This is a genomic window from Bradyrhizobium oligotrophicum (genome assembly GCF_051168495.1).
Taxonomy (GTDB): domain Bacteria; phylum Pseudomonadota; class Alphaproteobacteria; order Rhizobiales; family Xanthobacteraceae; genus Bradyrhizobium; species Bradyrhizobium oligotrophicum_A.
The window spans coordinates 443,283-467,566 of record NZ_JBNPVB010000001.1 but is presented as its reverse complement, the minus strand read 5'-3'; the positions used below and the strand labels follow the sequence as shown (position 1 = coordinate 467,566).

General features: G+C 66.0%; 21 protein-coding genes and 1 tRNA gene. 11 read left to right on the top strand and 11 right to left on the bottom strand.

Going from position 1 to position 24,284, the window contains the following annotated elements; genetic code table 11:
• Nucleotides 1-42: 42 nt before the first annotated feature.
• Nucleotides 43-119 (bottom strand) — tRNA-Arg (locus ACQR1B_RS02025).
• 396 nt (nt 120-515) lie between these two features.
• Here ACQR1B_RS02025 and ACQR1B_RS02020 point away from each other — a divergent pair.
• The 3 genes from ACQR1B_RS02020 to ACQR1B_RS02010 are packed head-to-tail and all read left to right on the top strand — an operon-like array spanning nt 516 to nt 3,022.
• Complete coding sequence (locus ACQR1B_RS02020) at nt 516-1,439, top strand: spermidine synthase (RefSeq protein WP_434831484.1); 924 nt, start codon at nt 516-518, stop codon at nt 1,437-1,439.
• Nucleotides 1,436-2,053, top strand: coding sequence for a fused MFS/spermidine synthase (locus tag ACQR1B_RS02015; RefSeq protein WP_434831485.1), 618 nt, complete (start codon nt 1,436-1,438; stop codon nt 2,051-2,053). The genes ACQR1B_RS02020 and ACQR1B_RS02015 overlap by 4 nt, the downstream gene beginning before the upstream one ends.
• Before the next feature lie 24 nt (nt 2,054-2,077).
• A complete protein-coding gene (locus tag ACQR1B_RS02010) occupies nt 2,078-3,022 on the top strand; it encodes a M28 family peptidase (RefSeq protein WP_434831486.1) in 945 nt (314 codons plus the stop codon).
• Nucleotides 3,023-3,036: 14 nt separating this feature from the next.
• On the opposite strand, the gene ACQR1B_RS02005 is transcribed toward ACQR1B_RS02010, so the two are convergent.
• Nucleotides 3,037-5,166, bottom strand: coding sequence for an FAD-dependent oxidoreductase (locus ACQR1B_RS02005; RefSeq protein WP_434831487.1), 2,130 nt, complete (start codon nt 5,164-5,166; stop codon nt 3,037-3,039).
• A gap of 430 nt (nt 5,167-5,596) precedes the next feature.
• On the opposite strand from ACQR1B_RS02005, the gene ACQR1B_RS02000 reads away from it, so the two are divergent.
• The 3 genes from ACQR1B_RS02000 to ACQR1B_RS01990 all read left to right on the top strand — a co-directional run bounded on the left by ACQR1B_RS02000 (nt 5,597) and on the right by ACQR1B_RS01990 (nt 7,334).
• Nucleotides 5,597-6,250 carry a hypothetical protein gene (locus ACQR1B_RS02000; protein WP_434831488.1) on the top strand — a complete coding sequence of 218 codons (654 nt, stop codon included), beginning with the start codon at nt 5,597-5,599 and terminating at the stop codon, nt 6,248-6,250.
• 196 nt (nt 6,251-6,446) lie between these two features.
• Nucleotides 6,447-7,031, top strand: a complete 585-nt coding sequence (locus tag ACQR1B_RS01995; RefSeq protein ID WP_434831489.1) for a YidB family protein — start codon at nt 6,447-6,449, stop codon at nt 7,029-7,031.
• Between the two features lie 36 nt (nt 7,032-7,067).
• Nucleotides 7,068-7,334 carry a GlsB/YeaQ/YmgE family stress response membrane protein gene (locus tag ACQR1B_RS01990; protein ID WP_434831490.1) on the top strand — a complete coding sequence of 89 codons (267 nt, stop codon included), beginning with the start codon at nt 7,068-7,070 and terminating at the stop codon, nt 7,332-7,334.
• 126 nt (nt 7,335-7,460) lie between these two features.
• Here ACQR1B_RS01990 and ACQR1B_RS01985 read toward each other — a convergent pair whose 3' ends face one another.
• Nucleotides 7,461-8,243, bottom strand: coding sequence for an SDR family NAD(P)-dependent oxidoreductase (locus ACQR1B_RS01985; protein ID WP_434831491.1), 783 nt, complete (start codon nt 8,241-8,243; stop codon nt 7,461-7,463).
• A gap of 194 nt (nt 8,244-8,437) precedes the next feature.
• On the opposite strand from ACQR1B_RS01985, the gene ACQR1B_RS01980 reads away from it, so the two are divergent.
• The 3 genes from ACQR1B_RS01980 to ACQR1B_RS01970 all read left to right on the top strand — a co-directional run bounded on the left by ACQR1B_RS01980 (nt 8,438) and on the right by ACQR1B_RS01970 (nt 11,714).
• Complete coding sequence (locus ACQR1B_RS01980; protein ID WP_434831492.1) at nt 8,438-9,502, top strand: acyl-CoA dehydrogenase family protein; 1,065 nt, start codon at nt 8,438-8,440, stop codon at nt 9,500-9,502.
• A gap of 22 nt (nt 9,503-9,524) precedes the next feature.
• Complete coding sequence (locus tag ACQR1B_RS01975) at nt 9,525-10,682, top strand: acyl-CoA dehydrogenase family protein (protein ID WP_434831493.1); 1,158 nt, start codon at nt 9,525-9,527, stop codon at nt 10,680-10,682.
• A 225-nt stretch (nt 10,683-10,907) separates the two neighbouring features.
• Nucleotides 10,908-11,714 (top strand): enoyl-CoA hydratase/isomerase family protein, encoded by an 807-nt coding sequence (locus tag ACQR1B_RS01970; protein WP_434831494.1) that lies wholly within the window; start codon nt 10,908-10,910, stop codon nt 11,712-11,714.
• A 20-nt stretch (nt 11,715-11,734) separates the two neighbouring features.
• Here the strand turns inward: ACQR1B_RS01970 and ACQR1B_RS01965 are convergent, their stop codons facing one another.
• The 4 genes from ACQR1B_RS01965 to ACQR1B_RS01950 form a co-directional block, all read right to left on the bottom strand.
• Nucleotides 11,735-12,520: a hypothetical protein gene (locus tag ACQR1B_RS01965; protein ID WP_434831495.1), complete on the bottom strand. Its 786-nt coding sequence runs from the start codon at nt 12,518-12,520 to the stop codon at nt 11,735-11,737.
• Nucleotides 12,521-12,556: 36 nt separating this feature from the next.
• Nucleotides 12,557-13,192, bottom strand: coding sequence for a Shedu anti-phage system protein SduA domain-containing protein (locus ACQR1B_RS01960; protein ID WP_434831496.1), 636 nt, complete (start codon nt 13,190-13,192; stop codon nt 12,557-12,559).
• A 415-nt stretch (nt 13,193-13,607) separates the two neighbouring features.
• Entirely contained in the window at nt 13,608-14,402 is a 795-nt protein-coding gene (locus ACQR1B_RS01955; RefSeq protein ID WP_434831497.1) for an enoyl-CoA hydratase, read from the bottom strand.
• A gap of 185 nt (nt 14,403-14,587) precedes the next feature.
• Nucleotides 14,588-15,772 (bottom strand): ABC transporter substrate-binding protein, encoded by a 1,185-nt coding sequence (locus ACQR1B_RS01950; protein ID WP_434831615.1) that lies wholly within the window; start codon nt 15,770-15,772, stop codon nt 14,588-14,590.
• Between the two features lie 246 nt (nt 15,773-16,018).
• Here ACQR1B_RS01950 and ACQR1B_RS01945 point away from each other — a divergent pair, with 246 nt between their 5' ends.
• Both ACQR1B_RS01945 and ACQR1B_RS01940 read left to right on the top strand, forming a co-directional pair.
• Nucleotides 16,019-16,771, top strand: coding sequence for a thermonuclease family protein (locus ACQR1B_RS01945; protein WP_434831498.1), 753 nt, complete (start codon nt 16,019-16,021; stop codon nt 16,769-16,771).
• Between the two features lie 41 nt (nt 16,772-16,812).
• Nucleotides 16,813-18,279 (top strand): M48 family metalloprotease, encoded by a 1,467-nt coding sequence (locus ACQR1B_RS01940; protein WP_434831616.1) that lies wholly within the window; start codon nt 16,813-16,815, stop codon nt 18,277-18,279.
• A 279-nt stretch (nt 18,280-18,558) separates the two neighbouring features.
• Here the strand turns inward: ACQR1B_RS01940 and ACQR1B_RS01935 are convergent, their stop codons facing one another.
• The 4 genes from ACQR1B_RS01935 to ACQR1B_RS01920 form a co-directional block, all read right to left on the bottom strand.
• Nucleotides 18,559-19,383, bottom strand: a complete 825-nt coding sequence (locus tag ACQR1B_RS01935; RefSeq protein WP_434831499.1) for a CarD family transcriptional regulator — start codon at nt 19,381-19,383, stop codon at nt 18,559-18,561.
• A 501-nt stretch (nt 19,384-19,884) separates the two neighbouring features.
• Nucleotides 19,885-20,223, bottom strand: a complete 339-nt coding sequence (gene fdxA, locus ACQR1B_RS01930; protein WP_434831500.1) for a ferredoxin FdxA — start codon at nt 20,221-20,223, stop codon at nt 19,885-19,887.
• Between the two features lie 113 nt (nt 20,224-20,336).
• On the bottom strand, nt 20,337-20,654 hold the full coding sequence (locus ACQR1B_RS01925; RefSeq protein WP_434831501.1) for an RNA-binding S4 domain-containing protein: 318 nt from the start codon (nt 20,652-20,654) through the stop codon (nt 20,337-20,339).
• The gene (locus tag ACQR1B_RS01920; RefSeq protein ID WP_434831502.1) at nt 20,655-24,227 is read right to left on the bottom strand and encodes a helicase-related protein; all 3,573 of its coding nucleotides are present in this window, start codon (nt 24,225-24,227) and stop codon (nt 20,655-20,657) included.
• Nucleotides 24,228-24,284: the final 57 nt, after the last annotated feature.

The window sequence follows — 24,284 nt, the reverse complement described above, 5'->3', positions numbered from 1 at the left end:
GATTCGGTCTGGATGAGCCCACGCGCACGGCGTTGCGGCAAATGGCGATCCCGGCATGACTCGAACATGCGACCTACGGTTTAGGAAACCGCCGCTCTATCCAGCTGAGCTACGGGACCGGAGCCTGCACCGGAGTGCACCTGCTTCGGCCGTCTCCATAGCAGACCCGGCCACCGACCGGAAGCCTCTCCGGTCATCGCCCGGACGGGGCCGATCGCCGTGGCACAACGCCGCGCGCGGCCGGTGCGCGGCCCAATTCGCGGCGGAACGTCCGCATACCAGGCCGCTCTCGAGCCCGGGGTCCGATCACAGCCCCGTTGGCGGGGGCGGTTTGGCTATCCCGGAGGCAGCCAAATGGGCTAAGAGAACGGCGCCGATGCGGAACCGGCCTCGGGATTGCCGTATTGGTCGTGCCTGAGCGCAGGCTCCGACGGGGGACGGCCGTCCTGCGGCCTGGGAGCGGCCAGGCCGCATGTGATTGACCACCATTTCAGCCGAGGGAAACAGTCAAGTCGATGCTCATTCGTTCGGTCATTTTCGGCGCACTCGCAGGTCTCCTCTCCATTGCCGCCGCCCGCGCGCAGGACACCCGTCATCTGTTGGAGTCCAAGGAGTCGCTCTACAACAACATCTATGTCTATGAGCAGGCGCCCTACCGCAGCATGACCTTCGGTCACAACCGGCGGATCTATACCGAGAGCGTCTACAATACCCGCGACGAGCTCGACCTGCCGGTCGACTACACCCGCTTCATGACCGCGAGCGTGATGTACGCCAAGGAGGTCCGCTCGATCCTGGAGATCGGCTTCGGCGGCGGCCGCACCGCCTGGTATCTGCATCGCTTCCTGCCCAAGGTGCAGGTGACGTCGGTCGAGCTCGATCCGACCGTGCTGGAGTTCGCCAAGAAATATTTCGGCATCAAGGAGGAACCGAACTTCCACGTCGCCAACCGCGACGGCCGGCTGTTCGTGCAGGAATCCAAGGAGCGCTACGACATCATCCTGATCGATGCCTATCGCGGCCCGTTCGTGCCGTTCCATCTGCTGACCAAGGAATTCTATCAGCTGCTCAAGGATCATCTCGCCGAGGGCGGCGTGGTGGCGCAGAACGTCGAGCCCTCGACCATGCTGTTCGATTCCGCTGTCAAGACCATCCACAGCGTGTTCCCGCAGGTCGACTTCTACAAGGCCGACGGCAACATCGTCATGGTCGCCTATCCCGGTGACGAGCGGAAGCCCGAGGATCTCGCCGGCATCGCCCAGCAGCGCGACAAGGAATTCGGCTTCCGCTACAAACTCGCCGACATGCTGGCGCAGCGCAAGCGCATCGACATCGACGACGGCCAGGTGATCGACGCCAAGGCCAAGGTGCTGACCGACGACTTCGCGCCGGTGGAGGCGCTCAAGACCATCGAGCGCCACAACAGGAAGCTGCCGTGAGCGCGCCGGTCTCCCGCGCCGGCATGCTGGCGATCTACATCTGCTCGTTCCTGGTCGGCTGCGTGCTGATGGGGTTCGAGATGCTCGGCAGCCGCTATCTCAATCCGTATTTCGGCAGCGGCATCGGCGCCTGGGCCAGCCTGATCTCGACCGTGCTGTGCGCGCTCGCGATCGGCTATTTCGCCGGCAGCGCCATCGTCGACCGCAGGCCTTCGACGCGCACCATCGGCACCATGATCCTGATCGCCGCCGCCTACATGGCGGTGGTGCCGGCGACGGCCGACACCGTGATGGCCGACATCCTCGACACGATCGGCGACGGTCCGATGGCGACGCTGATGGCCGCCACCGCGCTGTTGCTGGTGCCGTTGACGCTGCTCGGCACGTTCTCGCCGATCGCCGTCAGCCTGCTGACGCGCTCGGGCGACGATGCCGGCCGCGTCGCAGGCCTCGTCTACGGCGTCTCGACCATCGGCAACGTCGTCGGCACGCTGGTCACGACGTTCTCGCTGATCCCGACCATCGGCTCGCGCGCGATTACTTATTATTTTGCCGTGGTGCTGGCGGGCTGCGCCGGCATCCTGTTCATTCCCTTCAGCAAGAAGACCTCCTGACATTCATTCATGAAGAGCGTGCCGATGACCGAGTTCTGGCCTCGCCTCGCCGCCATGGCGGCGACCACGGTGCTGCTGCTGACATCGCCTGCGGCTGATGCGGCCGAGCCGCAGATCGAGCTGTGGGATGGCCAGCGCGCGATGACGCACATCGCCGATCTCTTGCGCTTCACGCCGCGGTCGATGGGCGAGCCGGGGCATCAGAAGACGATCGACTACATCAAGGCGTCGATGGCCAAGAGCGCGGCCGAGGCCGTGCTGACGCAGAGCTTCACCGCCAAGGGCGATGACGGCAAGACGATCCCGCTCACCAACATCATCGCCCGCTTCCAGGTACAGAACCCGCGGCGCGTGATCGTCGCCACCCATTACGACAGCATCGTCAAGGCCTATCGCGACGCCAAATCGCCGGAGGCGCCGATGCCCGGCGCCAACAATTCGGCCTCCGCCGTGGCACTGCTGCTGGAGACCGCGCGCGTGCTGTCGCTGTCGCCCAAGCCCGATATCGGCATCGACATCATCTTCTTCGACGGCGAAGAGGGCCCGAAATCGCTCGGCGCCGGCGACCCGACCTGGCGTCCCCTCGGCTCGCCGCATTTCGCGGCGAATCTGAAGGACTATTATCCGACCAGGAAGCCCGAGAAGGCGGTCGATTTCGACATGGTCTGCGACAAGGACCTCAGGCTGCAGCCGGAGCCGTCGTCACTGCATTCGGCGCTGCCGGAGGTGAAGAAGTTCTGGAGCATCGGCAGCCGCATCGCGCCACAGGCGTTCTCGCCGGAGCCGACGGCCTATCCGATCAGCGACGACCACACGGCGCTGCAGCAGGCCGGCATTCCGAGCTTCCTGGTCATCGACTTCGACTACGAGCCCTATTTCAACACCACGCAGGATACGATCGAACAGTGCTCGGCCCAGAGCCTGGAGACCGTCGGCCGCACCCTGCTGCGCTATCTCTATACGCCGTGAGCGAGCGGCGCTGGTTACGCTGCCCGCGACGCCGGCGCCTCGGCTGCATCCGATCCGGCGCGGGGCGCCCGCGACAACAGGCCGGGCACCAGCGCTTCGGCTGCCTCTGCGCCTGATATCACCACCGCTTCGACCCCTGCTCCGGCATTGCCGCCACCGGCGATGACGAGATTGCGCAGCGGCGCCTTGGCGCCCTTCAGCCGGCCCGACCGGGCCACGCCATAGATCGAGCCGGCACTGGCGAGGTCATAGCGGGCATAGGTCACCGGGCTCGCATCGGTGCGATAGACGATGTGCTGCGACAGGCCGGGAATGACGGTTTCGGCCGCGGCGACCATGGCGTCGCCGAGCGCCTGCTTGCGCGCCTCATAGTCCGGCGAGCGGCGCCACGCCTTCCAGTCGTCACCCCCCTCGCCCGCAAACCAGCCCTTGGCCTGCGCGTGGGAGACGAGGGTGATGATGGTCATCGTCGCATGCCCCTGCGGCGCCGCTGACGGATCGAGCTTGGACATCACGGCAAGGCCGATGCCCATCGGCGTGTCGAGATGGGTCGCCGGTGCGATGTCGGGCACGACATCAAGGCCGAGATGCACCGAGAAGCACGAATTCGCAGGCTCGATCGTGCTGGCCCGCGCCCGGAAGGCGGCCGGCAGATCGTCGGGCCGCAGCAGCTCGGTGAAGGTGCGGCCGAGATCGGCATTGGAGACGACGGCCTGCGCACGGATCGTGCGACCGTTGCCGAGCACGACACCGGTGGCGCGGCCGTCTTCGACCAGGATGCGCGCGACCTTGGATTTCAGCAGCACCTCGCCGCCGCGGGCGGTGATGGCGTCGGCCAGGACGTCGGCGAAGTGGCCGGAACCGCCGACGGGATAGAAGCCGCCCTTGAAATAATAACCGAAGATCGGGACCATCTGGGCGCAGCTCAGCCGGTCGCGGCCGTCGCCGAGATAGCCCGCCAGCGCATTGAGATAGGCGATCGCCTCGGGATCGGAGACATGCGCGGCGACCAGTTCATCGAAGGGACGGTTCATCCAGCGGAACGCCAGCGGATGCTGTTTCGGGAAGGCCAGCATCTCCTCGAGTGATTCGGGCATGCCGGGAATGCCGCTGCGGCCCCGGCCGGTCGCATACATGCTCTCGAAGATCGCGTGGATCGTATCGAACAGTTTTGCGAGGCCGTCGGCGCTTCCGGGAAACATCTCGCCGAGTTGGCGGACATAGGCACGCCAGTCCTCGGGCACGTCGATGCGGCGGCCGGCGAGCCGATAGGAATGGGTGACGCGCTTCCACTGCGCGCGATCGGCGACGCCGAGCCGGTGCAGCACGCTGTCGATCGGGCCGCCCGGCCAGACGCCGGAGAAATCATGCGGGCCGGCGTCGAAGCGATAGAGCACCGGCTTGTTATCGTGATGCGCCTTGCGCAGATAGCTGTGGCAGAAGCCGCCGGGCACGACGTGGTGATCGAACACCTTCACCTTCAGGCCGGCATCGGCCAGCAGCGCCGCCGCCGTGAGGCCGCCGATGCCGGCGCCGATCACCGCGACGTCGCAATCGGTCTCGGCCGCCGGCGTGAAGCTCGGCGCCGGCCAATGGTAGTCCTCGCGCGAGGCCCGCATCCGCTGCAGGGCCTGGCGGATGGCGAGGCGCGGACCGAAGATCGAGATCAGCGCGCCGGCCACGACGATCAGGGTCGTGATCCAGGACGCAACGCCGGCCCAGCGGCACAGGCCGAGCACGAGGAACAGGACGCCCCACAGCCCGGTCATCAGCATGTTGATCAGGTGGAACTGCGGCGTCGCGGCATTGTCGGCATAGCTCGCCCGCGAATAGTCCGCGGTCCACGGGCGGCCGGCGGCGAGCGACACCAGGCTGATTCCGCCGAGCGCCGCAAACGACAGCCACAGCGCATGGACCGCTGTCCAGCCGGGGGCGAGATCGTTGGCTATCGCCAGGACGACGAACAGCACGAGGCTGCCAAGTTCGAGAAGCGCGAGTTCGCCGCGATGGGCGCGCCAGAGATTGCCGGACAGCGACAGCGCCAGGGCGGACCATACCGCCCAGGCTGGCTGGTTCCAGCCGAGCAGGGCCCAAAATATAATGTATGGCAACAGCGCCAATTTTACGGTGAGGAATACTTTCATACCCGCCTCCTCCGCGCCATCGGCGCGCGCTCGATCTTGCCGTTGTCAAGATAAGCTAGCGGCAACGCCCCGGCCGGGTCAACACGAATCTTTCCACCGTCAAGATTAGTTTCATCAACCACCGCGGGATGGAAATGGTACCATGATGCTGCCCTCGGCATGCCCGCCACGGCCTATCGTTCGGCCGCCACAGCAGGCGAGATTCGCCCACGCCAAGGCCGTCAAAGCTGGCCCGACTGTGGCATTATGAACACGGAATCACGGCATGCGACGAAGAAAGCCGCAAATTGCGCAGCATAGGAGTCACACACCGCCGCAAAATGGCGACAATCTGCGGTCATCTGAGGCAGGCAGACGCTGAGGATTGCCGTTCGTGAACCGACCCAACCTGCCAGTATTGGCCTTCGCTGCAATCACCTGCTTGCCCGCCATGCAACCTCAACGCGCGCATGCCGAGTGGTGGAGCCGCTCCCCGACGGATTTCGAGGAATGCGCCGACGCGGCCGAGAAGTCGGCCACGAAGGAGGAGAAGACCGCGGCCCTGGCGCAATGCAACGCCAAATTTGCCGGGAGACGGAAGACGGGTGGCGGCTACGTCTACTACGACTTCATGCAGGACCGCAGCTTCGACATCGCAGGTCCCAACCCGACGCCCGAAGAACAGAAGTTCATCGACCAGCAGTACACTCAGTACCTCGAGCGGCAGCGCCACGCCAACATGAGCTCGGCGATGATGCCGCGGCCGCAGCCGCAGGGGCTGCAGTCGACCTCGCTCAGGGAGATGACGGCGCGTGCCGCGATCGAGCCGCCCCCCCCTGCGCCCGCGCCGCCGCCACCGCCGCGGCCGAGCAAGCCACCGGCCGCGCCGCAGGCCGGACTGACGCCCCCGCCGGGCGCCAGCGCCGAGGCACGCGCCCGCATCAAGGCGGCGCAATGCGCCCGAGACGGCTGGCGGCGCGATTCGTTCTCCTGCAACTTTCCGGTCCTGTCCGAGAAGCTCGACGAGCTGAAGCGGATGTTCACCGGTCCGAGCCAGACCTCAGCGGCGGCGAAGTCCCCCAAGCGCGCCGACGCGAAGAACTGACACGGACCGGGCGCACCGGCGCAAGCGGCGTACACCTGCCCGTTCATCCCGCCGTCATCTCCACCCTGCCATATCACGCAGCGACACGCGCGGCGGCTGCCGTCGCACCGATTCGTTGGCGCCGGTTCTGCCCGCCGCTTGTAACGCCCGATGCAAGCCCATAGCTTGACGCGTGTGGGGCGCACGGAGGCAGGCTATGGGTCTACTCGACATCCTCAACGGCATGCAGAACGGTCCGCACGGGCCCAGTCATCCGACCACGCAGAATAACGGCGGCATGTCGCCGTTGACGATGGCGATCCTCGCTCTGCTGGCGTGGAAGGCGGTGAAGCATTTCTCGCCGAACGGACAGCAGCCAAACGCGGCTCCCGCGCCCGTTCCGCCGCAACAGCCGACCAGCCCGCAAGGCGGACCGCTCGGCGGTGCGTTGGGTGGCGGCCTCGGGAACGTCATTGCCGGCGGACTTGGTGGGCTGCTTGCAGGCGGCGCGGCCGGCAGCGTGCTGTCCGGCGGACTTGGCGATCTGCTGCGCCGGTTCCAGGACAACGGCCATGGCGACACCGCGAGTTCCTGGGTGTCTCCCGGCGAGAACAAGCCGATCGCCCCGGGTGATCTCGCCAACGCGCTCGGCGCCGACCAGATCGATCAGCTCACTGCGCAGACCGGCCTGCCGCGTGACGAACTGCTGAATGGGCTGAGCCAGTACCTGCCGAAAGTGATCGATCAGCTGACGCCCGACGGGCGGCTGCCGACCGAGCATGAGATCGCCGGCCGGATCTGACGATCCTCGATGACTTGACGGGAAAGGACGACACGCGTGCTGCACATTCTGATCGTCGGGCTGGTTGCTGGTTTCCTCGCGCGCATGCTGTCGCCCGGGCCCAACAATCCCTCCGGTTTCATCCTGACCATCGTGCTCGGCATCGTCGGCGCGTTTCTCGCCACCGCTGTCGGGCAGGCCATCGGGCATTACAGTCCGAGCGAGGGCGCCGGCTACATCACCGCGACCATCGGCGCCATCGTCGTGCTGTTCGTGTGGAATCGGCTGGTCGCCAGCGGCACGATCCGCGACTTCAACCGGTAGCCCCGCCATCGCCAGCGAGGCGACGGCTTCGGTACGGCCCGAACGGCGTTCACGACAAGCAATCCAGACCAGATCCGCAAGGGCGGTCTGGGTTGCTTCGGCTCCGCCCGCGACCGGGCGGCCCGCTCAGCCCAGCAGATGCATCCCCGCATCCATGCGCACGACCTCGCCGGTCATTTGTCCCGATGCCGGGCTCGCCAGGAATGTCACCAGTTGCGCGATGTCCTCGGCCGACGACGCCGTCCGCAGCGGCACCCGGGCCACGATCGCATCGCGCACCTGCTTGGCGCCCGCCTCGCCGCGGCCCTTGGTGAACCAGGGCGTATCGATATAGCCGGGGCAGACCGTATTGACGCGGATCGACGGCGCGAGCGCGCGCGCCAACGACAAGGTCATCGTGTTCAGCGCGCCCTTGCTCGCGGCGTAGGCCACCGATGAGCCGATGCCGCTGATGCCGGCGACCGACGATACGTTGACCACGGCCGAGGCCCGGGCCGTCTGCTTGGCTGCGGCTTCGAGCAGCGGCCGCGCCGCGCGCACCATCTGGAACGGGCCGATGGTGTTGACCGCGAAGATGCGCTGAAAATCCTCGGCTGAGAGGTCGTCGAGTTCGGCATGCGGCACGTGTTTGGTGGTGCCGGCGTTGTTGACCAGCACGTCCAGCCTTCCCCAGGGCGCAGCCGCCGCCACGATCGCCTTGCAATCCTCGTCGCGCGACACGTCGCCCTGCACGACCACCACCTCGGCGCCTTCCTTGCGGCAGAGATCCGCGGTCTGCTCGGCGTCCGTCTTGCTGTTGGCGTAGTTGACGACGATGCGCATGCCGGCCTTGGCCAGCAGCAGCGCCGTCGCGGCCCCGAGGCCGGATGCCGAACCCGTCACGATCGCGCAAAGACCCTTGGTCGGCATTCGGTTTCTCCCCGTTCTCACCTATCAGCCTTCTTAGCCAAGTTCGGGCACAGTGCAAATCGCGCCAATCTCCGCAGTGCGGAAATCATCGCGCGTCCATGCGGCCGGCGGACGTGGCGTTGCGAGGCCCGCGCTTGTCATGACCTTCGCTTGCGCTCATCATGCCGCGCAAACGATCAGGGACGAGGAACGCCGTGGCGGACGCCGAGAACATCGTGGTTGCGACCGCGGAGAAAATCTTCGCCGATCTCGCCGACCCGCAGAGCATCAATCACGACAAGGACGGACGCTGGGCGGCGCCGCTGTGGCAGGCGCTGAGCGAAGCGGGCCTGCCGCTGGCCTGGGTCAGCGAGGAGTTCGGCGGCGCCGGCGCCGATCTCGCCGACGGCTTCGCCATCATCAACTCTGCCGGCCGCTTCGCCTTGCCAGTCCCGCTCGCCGAAACCTTGCTGGCCGGCTGGCTGCTGCAGCAGGGCGGCATCGCCTCGCCTGACGGCATCATGACGATCGCGCCTGCGGGTCCGAAGGACAGGATCACGCTGAATGCCGACGGCACGCTGTCGGGCCGCGCCCGCGGCGTGCCGTTCGCAAGGAGCGCAAGGCATATCGCCGTCGTCGCGCATGGCGGCGACGGTGTCTCGATCGCATTGGTCGATGCGAGCGCATTGCGCATCGATGCGGGCCTGTCGCTCGCCAACGATCCCAGCGACACCGTCAGCTTCGACAAGGTCGCGCCGGTGGCGATCGGGGCGGCGCCGACCGGCTTCGATCAGGACAGTTTGATGCTGATGGGCGGCGTCGTGCGCGGCCTGCAGATCGCGGGCGCGCTGGACCGGTTGCTCACGATCAGCGTCAACTATGCTGGCGAGCGCGTCGCCTTCGAGAAGCCGATCGGCAAATTCCAGGCGGTGCAGCACAATCTCGCCCGCCTCGCCGGCGAATGCGCGGCCGCCAGCGCCGCCGCGACCTCGGCCGCCGATGCGATCGCGCATGCCGGCGCGTTCGACGACGCCATCTTTCTGGAGGCCGCCTCGGCCAAGATCCGCTGCGCCGAAGCCGCCGAGAAGGGCGCTGCGATCGCACACCAGGTGCACGGCGCGATCGGCTTCACCACCGAGCACATCCTGCACCGTTTCTCGCTGCGGGCGCTCGCCTGGCGCGACGATTTCGGCTCCGAGAGCCATTGGGCCGTCGCACTGGGCAGGCGTGTCGCCGCGCGCGGCGCCGACGAGCTGTGGCCGCTGGTCGCCTCACGCTGAACCGAAACGAGAGGAATAGACCATGACCGCGCTCCGTTTCGATCCGATCCGCCTGCCGAGCGAATGCGAGGAGCTGCGCAAGGAGGTGCGCGCCTTCCTGGCCGAGGAGATCGCCGCCGGCACCTTCAACCCGTTCCAGCCGCTGCGCGAGGATGCCGATGCGCGCGAGTTCTCGCGCCGCGTCGGCGAACGCGGCTGGATCGGCATGACCTGGCCGAAGCAATATGGCGGCCATGAGCGCTCGTTCCTGGAGCGCTACGTGGTGACCGAGGAGATGCGCGTCGCCAACGCGCCCGTCAGGCGTTTCTTCGTCGCCGACCGCCAGAGCGGCCCGATCCTGCTGCGCTATGCGCCCGAACACATCAAGATCGACATCCTGCCGCGCATCTGCCGCGGCGAATTGTGCTTTGCCATCGGCATGAGCGAGCCGAACTCCGGCTCCGACCTGTTCGCCGCCAAGACGCGCGCGACCAGGACCGATGGCGGATGGCTGATCAACGGCTCGAAGATCTGGACGACGTCGGCTCACATGGCCGACTACATGATTGCGATCTTCCGGACGTCGCCGGCCACGAAGGAGAACCGGCGTCATGGCCTGACGCAGTTCCTGGTGAACATGACATCGCCGGGCATCAAGGTGAACCCGATCGGACAGATCACCGGCCAGAAGGAGTTCAACGAGGTCGTCTTCACCGACGCCTTCGTGCCGGACGATCATCAGCTCGGCGAGATCGACGGCGCCTGGAAGCAGGCGACCTCGGAGCTCGCCTATGAGCGCTCGGGACCGGAGCGCTTCCTGGAGACCTACTACGTACTGACCGAGCTGGTGCGCGCCGTCGGCCCCGATCCGGACACGCGCAGCGCCGAAGGCATCGGGCGGCTCGTCGCACAACTCCACGCGATGCGGCGGATGTCGGTGTCGGTCGCGGGCATGCTGCAGGCCGGCAAAGAGCCGGTGGTGGAGGCCTCGATCGTCAAGGACGTCGGCACGGTGTGGGAGCAGCAGCTGCCGCACCGCGTGCGCGACCTCGCCGCCTTCGTCGAGGAGGACGCGGGCAATCGCGAGACCTTGGAGAATCAGCTGGCCTTCGCGATCCGCACCGCGCCGAAGCTGACCATCCAGGGCGGCACCACCGAGGTGCTGCGCGGCATCATCGCGCGCGGGCTGGGGCTGCGGTGAAGATGCTTCTTACCTCTCCCCGCTTGCGGGGAGAGGTCGGATTGCATCGTCAGATGCAATCCGGGTGAGGGGGTACAGGTCTCACCACGCACACTCCCCGTGCGTCTGCCCCTCACCCCGACCCTCTCCCCGTAAGAACGGGGAGAGGGAGCAGACCGGCTCCTGCGCGACAGCTTCGACAGAAGCGTAGCGCGACATCATTGACGACGCTCACCGGAGACCCACATGACCCACTTCCCTGACATCGGCGTCGAGATCCATGGCCATGTCGGCCTGATCGAGATTCGCCGGCCGCCGCTCAACTTCTTCGACATTGCGCTGATCAACCAGATCGCCGATGCGCTCGAAGGCTTCGATCGCGACATCGAGATCCGCGCCTCGGTGCTGGCCGCGGAAGGCAAAGCGTTCTGCGCCGGCGCCAACTTCGGCGATCCGGCGCGGCAGGCGCAGGATGATGCGGAAGCAAAGGGCGATCCCGCCGACAGTCTCGGGGCGATCAATCATCTCTACATGCAGGCGGTCCGCATCTTCCGCTGCAGGAAGCCGGTGGTCGCGGCCGTACATGGCGCGGCGATCGGCGGCGGGCTGGGCCTTGCCGTGTCGGCCGATTTCCGCGTCACCTGCCCTGAGGCGCGCTTCTCTGCCAACTTCACCAAGCTCGGCTTCCACCCGGGCTTCGGGCTGACGGTGACGCTGCCGGAGCTGGTCGGCAAGAACAACGCCGAGCTGATGTTCTACACCAGCCGCCGCGTCACCGGCGAGGAGGCGCTCAGAATCGGCCTCGCCAATGCATGCGTGCCGCAGGACCAGGTGCGGGCAGCCGCCATGAAGCTGGCGTCGGAGATTGCGGAGTGCTCCCCGCTCGGCCTGCTCTCGACCCGCGCCACGATGCGCGCCGGCCTCGCCGACCGCGTGATGGCCGCGACCGAGCACGAACTCGCCGAACAGACGCGGCTGCGCGCCACGGAAGATTTCAAGGAAGGCGTCAAGGCGACCGAGGAGCGCCGCTTCGCGAACTTCAAGGGGCGATGATCTTCCAACTCGTCCTGCCACTAACTGGCGGCCGCGCCCTGCAAGGCAAAGGCAACGCCGCCGATCGTGAAAGTCTCGCCCGCAACCGCATAGCCACGGGCGCGCGCGGCGTCGCTGATCCGCGCGACGTCGACGACGTGGAAAGTTAGCCCACTCATGAGTTCGCGCTCTCCCGGCACCACCCGAACCCGCACGTTCGGCAGCGTCAGTTGAACGCCCTCTTCCGTCGTCACCGGCACAAGATCGAGAATGCGCCCCCAATGCGCCGCGAGCGATGCCGGCTCGGGGCTCTGCAGCACGACTTCGGTGAGGGTCGTCGTCACATCGCTGCGGATCGCGCGTGTCCAATCCGGCCCGGCCGGAGGATACGGCCCCAGCACGTCGTCGCTGCCATCGGTGTGATTGAGCTCGATGAAGGCGGCGCGGCAGTCGCGCGGATGCAGTTGCACGCCGTGATAGGGTGGATGATCGATGACATTGGCGGTGCGCACGCCGATTGCATTCGCTCTGGCAGCGCGGCCATCCGGATCGTCGCAGGAAAAGATCGCCATGTAGCCGCCACGGCCGCCGCTCTTGGCGAGAAAGCGGCCGGCCGGGGTGCCCTCGCGGGTCGGCGCGATCATTTCGAGCAGAATCGGCCCGACCGGCAGCAGCGCATTCTCCAGCCCATATTTGCCGACATGCGGGTCTCGGTAGCAGACCTCAAGGCCCATGATGGCGGCGATGTCCGACACGACGGGCTCGAGCCGCGGTGCAACCAGGCAGATCTGGCGCAGATGGAGATGAGACGCCGTTAGCTTCGTCAAGGGCTCAGATTCCTGAGATTGAGCTCGCGAGCGCCGTTATGAACCAAGTGATTTAACGGCCGCAATCGTGCTCTCAAAGTAGGCAAGCAACCCATCGTAAGTTAGGCAGGTCGATGTCGACGTCGTTTGGCCTACTGCAACATTCGCTGCTCGCCAATCAAAACGTCTTCTTTCGGTGACATCCATGAACGAGTCCCGACCACAGATTACCACGGACGCAAATGATGCGACTTCGAACCCAAAAGCATTCTGAAGCAACGGATTTGTTGCACCATCCTTGAGTGCCCACGCCCAGTCGATCAACTGGCCGAAACCGTGTTCCAATGACTTTGACCAGTCTCGCATCTGGGCGGTACCAGTCGGGCCGAACAAACTATTTGGTTCGCCGCCTTCAAACTCAACAAAAACCAGCCGTCGACTGGTCGAGTCGCCCACCACAAAGTCAGCGCGAAATGCCCCCAAAACTGCGAATTCGAACTTGTAGACATCAGCTCTCGGAACACCAGCGATCAACGATCCGAGTAAGCAGGTGAGGCTCGATGCCTTTTTCAAGTGGGCGACGACCGCTCTTTCCTTGAAAGTAGCATTCTTGTCGAGAAAGCGCCGAAACTCCGCACACTCCTTCTCAGCCTTGGCAAAATCCAAGCGGATCGGCTGCAATATCGAAGGCATCGGATCATCCGTTGGGGACGAAGATTGACTGGACGACGATCGTTCCGTCCTGCCCTCGCCTCCAGACAATCCGCGTGTCATCTACCCGAGTGACATAGAGGCCGTTCTCAGCCGAAAGCGTATTCGGATCACCTTCCCGCAACGATTTCAAAGCAGCCGAAATGACGTCCTGCGTGCCATGGGACGAGGAGTTTATGGTCACAGCGGAGTTAGCTGAAACGACAACTTTTCCTTCAGCCATTTCTCTCACCAAGTTGATGCGGCACCAGATGGGCGCATTGGGCATTCCATGAGCAACCAGCCGATTTTCTCGCGGCGAGCCGCCGCAGTACTGTTGCCAAAGCTATTCTCGCGCCCTCGCCGACACAAGAGGGGAGCAAGATTTGAACCCTCGGACCAGAGAGGTTCGACGAAACTACCTGCCCTGGAACGCCGGCGCGCGTTTCTCCACGAAAGCCTTCGCCGCCTCCTTGTGATCCTCGGTGTCGCTACAGCGCGAGTGGTGCACGGCTTCGGCATCGAAGCAGGCCTCCAGCGTCATCGTCTCGGCGTTGTTGATGTTGCGCTTGATGTAGCCGAGCGTGACGCTCGGCCCCTGCGCCAGCGACATGGCAAGCTCGCGTGTGGCGGATTCGACCTCGGCGTCGGGCACGACCTTCGTCACCATGCCCAGCGCGAGCGCCTCCTGCGCGGTCAGGATCGGCGAGGTCAGATAGAGCTCGCGCGCCTTGGCGCTGCCGAGCAGCTGGGTCAGGAAATAGGTGCCGCCGAAATCGCCTGACAACCCCACCTTGGCGAAGGCCGTCGTGATCTTGGCGGATGCGGCGGCGACGCGCAGGTCGCACGCCAGCGCGATCGACAGGCCGGCGCCGGCGGCCGCGCCGTCGATCTGCGCCACCACCGGCTTCTGCATCTGGTGCAACAGCCGCGACACCTCCATGCGCGCGCGCAAGGTCGACACCTTGGTCTCGAACGACGGCGCGGTCCTGGCTTCCGCCATCGCCTTGACGTCGCCGCCGACGCAGAACGTGCCGCCGGCGCCCTTGAGCAGCACGGCGCGCACCTCCGGGTCATCGGCGGCGCGCTGCGCCGCCTCGACCAGCCCCTTGGTCATGTCGCTGTTGAGCGCGTTGCGCCGCTCGGGGCGGTTCATGGCGATCGTGAGCAGGCCGGACTCGAGATGCTGCAGGACGGTGGTGTCGGTGGTCATGGCCGGTGCTCCTTTTGTCGTGATTGCGTCCGCGTCATTCCGGGGCGACGCGTCAGCGTCGAACCCGGAATCCGGAGATGATGGACTCATGTCGAGGTTCCGGGTTCAACGCTGCGCGTTGCCCCGGAACGACCGAGGTCGCGGATGCCTCCGTACCGCTGCCTGCATTGGCGCCCTTGCGGCCGTCACTTCTTCACCAGCGGGCAGCGCGACGCCTCCAGCGACTGGAACGCCTCGTTGCCCGATACTGTCGCAAGCAGCTTGTAGTCGTCGGACTTCGCCTTCGACTCTCCAGGCTTCTTGACCTCGAACAGATACATGTCGTGCACCATGCGGCCATCGTCGCGAATGCGGCCGCCGCGAGCGAACATGTCGTCGATGGGCGTCGCACGCATCAGCTTCATGACGGCGTCCGCATCGGTCGTGCCCGCGGCCTTGACGGCCGTCAGATAGTGCGTGACCGAGGAGTAGACGCCGGCCTGCGCCGAGGTCGGCACCCGCTTGGTGCGCGCCATGAAGCGTTTGGTGAAGGCGCGCGTGTCGTCGTTGAGATCCCAGTAGAACGCTTCGGCAACGAGCAGCCCCTGCGCGGTCTCCAGCCCGACACTGTCGATGTCCGAGACGAAGGCGAGCAGCGGCGACAGCTTCTGCCCGCCCTTGGTCAGACCGAATTCCGCCGCCTGCTTGATCGCGTTGATGGTGTCGCCGCCGGCATTGGCGAGGCCGATCACCTTGGCCTTGGAGGCCTGAGCCTGCAGCAGAAAGGACGAGAAGTCCGAGGTGTTGAGCGGATGACGCACGCTGCCCAGCACCCTGCCGCCGGATTTCACCACGACCGCGCTGGTGTCCTTTTCCAGGTCCTGGCCGAAGGCGTAGTCGGCCGTCAGAAAGAACCAGCTGTCGAGGCCGGACTTCACCGCCGCCAGCCCGGTGACGTTGGCCTGCGCGAAGGTGTCGAACACGTAGTGCACGGTGTACGGGCCGCAGGCCTCGTTGGAGAGACGGACCGAGCCCGGTCCGTTGAAGATGATGATCTTGTTGCGGGCCTTGGCGATCTCGCCGGCGGCCAGCGCCGTGGCCGAAGCCGCGACGTCCCAGATCATCTCGACACCCTGGTTGTCGAGCATGTCGCGGGCGATGTTGGCGGCGAGATCGGCCTTGTTGAGATGGTCGGCCGCGAGCACCTCGATCTTGCGTCCCAGCACCTCGCCGCCGAAATCCTCGACCGCCATCTTCGCAGCAGTCTCGCTGCCGGGCCCGGTGATGTCGGCATAGAGGCTCGACATGTCGAGGATGCCGCCGATCTTCAGCGGCGGCTTGCTCTGCGCATGCGCGGCGTCCGCAGACAGCGTCAGCGCTAGAGCCAGCATGAACAGCGACGCCGCCGCGCCGCAGACGGATCTGCTCATCGATATTTCTCCCTGCGGGCGAGCCGCTACATGGCGGGGCCTCGTTGATAGTTCGCATCATGACGCACGCGCAGGTCAGCGGCAAGCATGTAGCAAAGACATCGGAAGCCGCTGTTTTCCGCTCAGTGGAATGGAGAAAACATGCAATGATGCGTCATGGCGAATGCACGTATGATCCGCTGCAGAGCGCGGCGCCGATTCCAGGTCATGACGCTGATCGCGATCGGCGCGGCCGTGACGCCGTGCCGTGCCGCGCCCTGCATGTTCGCCGAACTCGGCGAGGGCCGCGTTACCGAGATCATCGATGCGCGCAGCGTCCGCCTCGGCGACGGGCGCGAGGTCCGGCTCGCGGGCATCGAGGCGCCGCCGCCGGAATTGTCGCCCGCTGCCGTCGAGACCCTCGGCGCCGTCCTGCGCGACCGCGACGTCGTGCTGCGCGGCGAGGACGACGGGCCCGACCGCTACGGCCGGCAGCGGGCCTTTGCCTTCGTCGCCGGTACCGAGCAGCCGGCGCAGAGCGAACTGCTCAGGCAGGGCGCCGTTCTCCGGGGAATCGATGTGCCGGACCGGGAGTGCGCCGTCAGCCTGGGTGCGGCGGAGGCCGAAGCGCGGGCCGAACGGCGCGGTCTCTGGAAGAGCGGGGCCGTCATAAAAAACGCGGAAAGTCCAGACGATATTTTGGCTGGCCTAGGGCAATTTACGGTTGTCGAAGGGAAGGTGTTGTCCGTACGACAGACAGGGACGACAACTTATTTGAACTTCGCTCGTAGCTGGACACGGGGCTTCGCTGTGATTATTCCAAAGCGTATGATGGCGGTATTGGAAGGTGCCGGTATCGACGTCAAATCACTTGCGAATCGGAAGGTTCGCGTGCGCGGTTGGATCGAGGCGCATGCGGGTCCGAGACTGGAACTGACGCGGACTGCGCAGATCGAGATTTTGAGCGGAAATGACCGCTAAGGTACGTGAGTAGCGACGTGAACCTGTCTGTTCGAAGGCGCATGGTGACGATGAACTGCGGTTCGCGGATCGCACCGGCCTTGTTGTGCCTGGGGCTGGCGCTGTCCGGCTGCAGCGACATGGGCAAGTTGCAGCAGGCGACGGCGCCGATGCCGACGCCGCGGCCGAAGCCGGCGATGGTGCAGTCGACGCCGGCCAGCGATCGCGAGCATGAACGAATTCTCGCAACCTATGGCGGGGCCTACGAGGACCCGCAGCTCGAAGGGCTGATCGGAAAGATCGTCGATCGGTTGGTGGCGGTCTCCGACCGTCCCGACCAGGGCTACAAGGTCACGATCCTGAACTCCGGTGCGGTCAACGCCTTCGCGCTGCCGACCGGGCAGCTCTACGTCACCCGCGGCCTGATCGCGCTGGCCAACGACACCTCGGAATTGTCCTCGGTGCTGAGCCACGAGATGGCTCACGTACTGGCGCGTCATGCGGCGATCCGCGAGGACCAGGCCCGCCAGGCCGCGGTGGTGACCCGCGTCGTGTCCGACATGGGCAACGATCCCGACCTGACGGCGCTGGCGCTGGCCAAGACCAAGCTGACGATGGCGAGCTTCTCGCGCACCCAGGAGTTCGAGGCGGACGGGATCGGCGTCGGCATCTCGGCCAAGGCCAAGTTCGACCCTTACGGTGCGGCGCGCTTCCTGGCGTCGATGGAGCGCAACGCCGAGCTGAAGGCCGGCAAGGTCGCGCTCGACCCGCGGGCGCAGGACTTCCTGTCGTCGCATCCGGCGACGCCGGAGCGGGTGCAGAACGCCGCGGCGATCGCCAAGCAATACATGTCGCCGGAGGCGAAGGAGCACGATCGCGAGACTTATCTCGCCGCGGTCGACAACATCGTCTACGGCGAGGACCCGAGCGAGGGCTTCGTCCGCGGCCGGCGCTTCCTGCATCCGAAGCTCGGCTTCACCTTCCAGGCGCCCGAGAGTTTCACGCTCGACAACACCGCGCAGGCCGTGATCGGCGTGCGCGAGGGCGGCGCCCAGGCAATGCGCTTCGACGTGGTCCGCGTGCCCGCCCAGCAGACGCTGGGCGACTATCTCAATTCCGGCTGGATGGAGAACGTCGACAAGTCCGCGACCGAGGAGATGACCATCAACGGCTTCCCGGCGGCGGCGACGACGGCGAGCGGCGATCCCTGGCAATTCAAGGTCTATGCGCTGCGGGTCGGGACCGACGTGTACCGCTTCATCTTCGCCTCCCGCCAGAAGACCACGGAGAGCGAGCGCAACGCGCGCGAGACCGTCAACTCGTTCCGCCGCCTCAGCCTGGAAGAGATCCAGTCGGCGCGGCCGCTGCGCATCAAGGTCATCACCGTGCAGCCGGGCGATACGGTCGAATCGCTGGCGCACCGCATGATCGGCGTCGACCGCCCGATCGAGCGCTTCCGCGTGCTGAACGGCCTGGATGCCCGCGCCCAGGTCAGGGTGCGTGACCGGGTGAAGATCGTGGTGGAGTGAGCGGCGGGGCGGTGGCCCTGCTCGCAGTAGCTCTTCTCTCCCCAACCCCGCCAGATGCGTGTGAGGCCACGCGCCGCACTTGGTGTCGTCCCCGCGAAGGCGAGGACCCATAACCAATCTCGATGGACACGCTGGAGCGGCGTTCTTGACGCCAGATCGCACCAGGGCCGAGTCCAACAGGACGCGAGGCGAGAACCACCGAAAGCACAAGCAAAAAGCCCGACCTCGCGGCCGGGCTTTTGGAAGAAGCAACTAATTCGAAAACGCGCTAAAGATCGATCAGGCCGCTTCATCTGCCACGGCGGTGTCGTCGCCGTCGATGTCATCCGCCTCGCCTTCGGCATCACCCTCGGCGACCGCGTCGGCTTCGGTTTTGGCACCGCGGCGCGGGCTCTTGGCGAGCTGCGTCTCGATCTCCTTGACGGCCTCGGTCTCGGTCGAGTGCTGCACGACGGCGATCTCGCGCGACAGGCGATCGAGCGCCGCTTCGTAGAGCTGGCGTTCGCTGTAGGACTGCTCCGGCTGCGACTCCGAGCGGTAGAGATCGCGCACGACCTCGGCGATCGCGACGATATCGCCCGAATTGATCTTGGCTTCGTATTCCTGGGCGCGGCGCGACCACATCGTGCGCTTGACGCGGGCACGACCCTTGAGCGTCTCCAGCGCCTTCTTGACCAGCGTCGGGTCCGACAGCTTGCGCATGCCGACATTGGCGACCTTGGCGGTCGGCACGCGCAGCGTCATCTTGTCCTTGATGAAATTGATGACGAACAGCTCGAGCTTGGCGCCCGCGATCTCCTGCTCCTCGATGGCCAGGATCTGGCCGACGCCGTGAGCCGGATAGACGACGAATTCGTTGGTCTTGAAGCCCTGGCGCTGGGTCGGCAGCTTCTTTTCCTCGACGCGCGGCGCGGGGGCAGCGGGAGCCGCCGGCTTGGCGACGGGAGCTGCAGCAGCCGGCATGGCCGTCTTGGTGGCCTTGGGCGCCACTGCCGCCTTGGCAGTCACGGTCTTCGCAACAGAGTCCTTGCCAACCGAGTCCTTTGCAAGAGTGGTCTTTGCGGCGGATGCTTTCGCGGCAGTCTTGGCAGTCTTTTCAGGCATTGCGCTTCTTTTGTTCTTGGTGGACTTGGCAGCCGAGGCCTTTGCGGCAGCCCGAATCTCCTTTACAGGAGCGCGAGCACGGCCCTTGGAAACGCTGCGGCTCGCCGCGGCGGCTTTTTTTGTACTCTTGGAAGCACTCTTTTTACGCGTTTTCTGTGACACAGCCTGCGCGCGGAACTGCCACGCCCCTGTTTGATGTTGCGGGAACCTAAAAGGGCGGCCAACAAAATAGACGCATGGCCGGGTTCGGCTCTGAGAATGTGCCATATATAGCACATTTCCCGCAAAAATCAATGATTTAGAGGCCTCCCGGTCGGTATTGTGACGGATCCGCGAAGTTAGGGTTAAGTGAAGCGTCCCAGAAGCGAACACTTCCGCAGCGTTCGCTTCCGCACCGCAAGATGTGTCCTAGGCCGTTGTTTCCGCGCAACGATTCCGATCAGCCGACGCGTTGCGGCCAGTCCGCCGGCGCTGCTCCGGCGCCGGTACCTGCGTGGCGCCTCAGTCTCCGGCGCCGGGCTTCGACGAAAAATATTTCTCGAATTTTCCGTTCTCGCCGTCGTGCGCCTTGGCGTCGCCGGGCGGATCTTTCTTCTGGGTGATGTTGGGCCAGGACTTGGCGTATTCGGCGTTGACGCCGAGCCACTTCTCGAGCCCCGGCTCGGTATCGGGCTTGATCGCGTCGGCCGGGCATTCGGGCTCGCACACGCCGCAATCGATGCATTCGTCCGGATGAATGACGAGCATGTTGTCGCCCTCGTAGAAGCAGTCTACCGGGCAGACCTCAACGCAGTCGGTATATTTGCATTTAATGCAGTTTTCGGTGACGACGTAAGTCATCCAGCGCTCCGGAACGGATCAACAATTCGGCAGGCCTGCACTAGCGCAGGACGTGATGTGCCGCAAGTGAAGCAGGGTGAAGAACAGGGCAGGAGTTGCGCCCGCGCAACCCATCATGTCCGCCCCTCGCCATCAAGATCATCATACAGTCCACGCGCCGAGGCAGCGTCGCCGCGCCGCGCGGCAAACCCCGTCACCTTGAGCACGCGGACGCTGCGGTCGAGCGCGATGGTCAGGACGTCGCCCGTCTTCACGCCGTGTCCGGGCGAGGTCTCGCGCACGCCGTTGACACGGACGTGGCCGGACGACACCAGCGCCGCAGCGCTGGTGCGGGCTTTGACCAGCCGCGCGTGCCACAGCCATTTGTCGAGACGCTGTCGCTCTGACGGGGCTTCGGACGTCGGCGCAGTCCTTCCAAACCGATTCTGCAATCAGTCTTTGCGGTTGTTCGCGGCGAGCTGCTCCTTCAGCGCAGCGAGCTTGGCGAAGGGAGAGTTCGGGTCGACCGGTCGGTCGCGATCACGGCCACCGCCACCGCTCGACGCATAGGGCCGCAGCGCCGGACCGCCGTCGCGCTTGTCGCGGCCGCCCTTGCCGAAGTCACGGCCGCCGCGTCCCTCGCGGTCGCCGCCGAACTTGCCCTTGTTGCGATCGCGATTCTGGTCGCGCCCCTTGCCGTCCTGATCGCGGCGCGGTCCACGATCCTCGCGCGCCGGCGCAGCCGCGGCGGCAGCCTCGCCGCCTTCCCGCGGCGGGCCCTTGCGGAAATCCTTGCCGAACTCCTTGACCCGGTCGCGACGGCCATGGCCGCGATGGTGACGCTCGCGCCCCTCGCCCTCGGCCGGTGCGGTACCAGCCGCCGCCGCTTCGCCGCCACCCGCGGCCTGCCCGCGCTCGTGCTGCGGACGCTGGTGCCGATTGCGCTGATGGTGCTCGTGGCGGGGACGGCGCTCCTCCGACCGTCCGCCGGGCCGCCAGACTTCGACCAGGACGGGCTCGCCAGCCGGCGCAGAGTCGGCCGCGGCAACGGGCTCGGCCGCAGCGACCGGCTCGCCTGCGTCAGCAGGCGATGCCGTAACGGCCTCGGACTGCGGTATGTCGGACTGCAGCATCTCGGCCGCGACGGTTTCGGACGCCGTTTCGTTGACCGTCTCGACGCTGGAAGTCTCGACGCTCGACGTCTCGCCGTCGGAAGTTTCGGCGACCGCGGCTTCCGCCTCGACGGCTTCGACCGCAGGCGCTGCATCGGCCGGCGTCGGGGTGACGAATTCGACGGTCGGCAGCGAGGACAATGCCGAGATCGGCGCCGGCTCGGCGGCTGGCTCCGGAACGACATCCGGCGCCGCGACGATCTGCTCGGTGACCGGCGCAACGGCCGCTTCCGCCACGGTCGGCGCCTGCTCGCTCGCGCTGGAATCGGCCGTGCTGGCATCGGTCATGCTGGCATCGGCCGGAACCGCTTCGGCGGACGCCGCTTCAGGAGCGGAGGCCTCCGCCGGCTTCTCCACGACCTTGGGCGGCAGCGGCGCGCGCTTCTCCATGCGGTAGCCGAGGGCGCGCAGGATCGAGGCGAAATCCTCGCCGGCCGAGCCGGTGAGTGAGGTCATCGCCTGCGTCACCACGAAGCCACGGCCGTCGAAGGCGCCGGCCGGCTTCTCGCCCTGCGCGTTTTCGCGCCAGGCCAGAGCGGGACGAATCAGATCAGCAAGCCGCTCCAGGATGTCGACGCGGACTGCGCGCTCGCCCGCCTGCTTGTAGCCGAGCACGCGATAGGCGTCGCGCGGCAGCGCCTTGTCGACCGGGAACGAGGTGCGCCCGGAGCTCGCCAGATGCTGCGCGCCGGTCAGCGCCGACATGTCGACATTGCCCTGCTTCTCCGCCCACAACAGCGCCGCCAGGGCGCGCGCGGCGGGCTTGAGCAGCGCCGGAACGTAGATGTGATAGGCGCCGAAGCGCACGCCATATTTCCTCAGCACGGCCCGCGAAGGCTGGTCGAGATCCTTCATCTCGGCCGCGATCCTGGTGCGCTCGATGACGCCGAGCGCCTCGACCAGCTGGAAGGCGATGCCGCGCGCGATGCCGGTGATGTCCTCGGCCTTGGACAGTTCGAACAGCGGGCCGAGCAATTTCTCGATATGCGTCTTCAGCCACAGATCGAGCCGCGCCTGGACCTTGTCCCGCGCGGCCCCGGTGAGGCGCTCGTCGGCAATGATGCGCAGTCGCGGATGCAGGGCGTCGTCCGCCGCGACCAGCTTGGCCACGGCGTCGCCGGTCCAGCGGATGGTGCCGTCGGCCGTGAGCACGATGTGCTCGTCCGGCGCATTGGACAGCTTCTCGGCACGCGCCTCTATCTCGCCGGCCAATGCCTTCTGGGCAGCAGCCTGCAAGGCCTTGGCCTCGGAGCCGGCTTCGGCGGCGTCGGGCGCAAAGGTGAATCCATCGAGGCGGCCGATCGCGTGCCCTTCAACGATCACTTCGCCGGTCTTGCCGATTTCCGTATTCAAAACACTGTTCTCCCGCAGGCGCCGCATCAATACACTGGTACGACGATCAACGAAACGCTCCGTGAGCCGTTCATGAAGGGCGTCTGACAATTTATTTTCAAGTTCGCGGGCAATCCCCTGCCAATGATCGGGGTCCCGCAGCCAATCCGGCCGGTTGGCGACGAAGGTCCAGGTGCGAATTTGGGCAATTCGCCCCGACAGCGTGTCGATATCGCCATCGACGCGGTCGGCCTGATCGACCTGGGCGGCGTACCAGGCATCGGGAATGCGTCCCTTCTGCATCAGGAAGCCGAACAGGGTGGTCACCAGCTCCGCATGCGCGGCCGGCGACAGCCGGCGATAGTCGGGAATCTGGCAGGTTTCCCATAGACGCTCGACCGCGGCAGCGCCATGCGCCATATCGCGGACCTCGGCGTCGCGGGCGGCGTGGTCGAGCACGCGCAGATCCTCCGCGGCCGGCGCGCGCGTCAGTGCCTCATGCCCCGGCGCGAGCGCCAGCGACACCTGCAGCGCGCTCAGCGAGGAGAAATCCAGCTTCGAATTGCGCCATTGCAGCACCTTCACTGTATCGAAGGTGTGGTTCTGCAGCGCGTTGACGAGTTCGGGCTCGAACGGCGCACAACGCCCGGTGGTGCCGAAGGTGCCGTTGCGTGTGGCACGCCCGGCGCGGCCTGCAATCTGGGCAAATTCCGACGGCGTCAGCCGGCGGAATTGATAGCCGTCATATTTGCGGTCGGAGGCAAAAGCGACATGGTCGACGTCGAGATTGAGGCCCATGCCGATGGCATCGGTGGCAACGAGATAGTCGACGTCGCCGTTCTGGAACATCGCAACCTGGGCGTTGCGGGTGCGCGGCGACAGCGAGCCCAGCACGACGGCTGCTCCGCCATGCTGGCGGCGGATCAATTCCGCGATCGCATAGACCTCGTCGGCGGAGAAGGCGACGATCGCAGTCCGGCGCGGCTGTCGCGTGATCTTGCGGTCGCCGGCGAATTCGAGCTGCGAGAGCCGCGGCCGCGTCACCGTGGAGACGCCCGGCAGCAGCCGTTCGATGATGGGGCGCATCGTCGCAGCCCCCAGCAGCAGCGTCTCGTCGCGGCCACGCCGGTTGAGAATGCGATCGGTGAAGACGTGCCCGCGTTCCAGATCGGCAGCGATCTGGATCTCGTCGACGGCGAGGAACGAGACGTCGATATCCCGCGGCATCGCCTCGACGGTCGAGACCCAGTAGCGCGGGTTCTTCGGCTTGATCTTCTCCTCGCCGGTGATTAGCGCCACGGCCTCACTGCCGACGCGATCGACGATCTTGTTATAGACCTCGCGCGCGAGCAGCCGCAGCGGCAGACCGATGATGCCGGAGGAATGCGCGAGCATGCGCTCGATCGCAAGATGGGTCTTGCCGGTGTTGGTGGGACCGAGCACGGCAGTGACGCCGCTTCCAGGAGCACGGTCGGACATGCGCTCGAAAGGCGAGCCAGCCGAAGAAGACGAAAAAGCCATTCGTTAAATTTGGGTCTCGAAGCCGGCGTTGAAGGCGCGCCGTTCAAGCGCGATGAA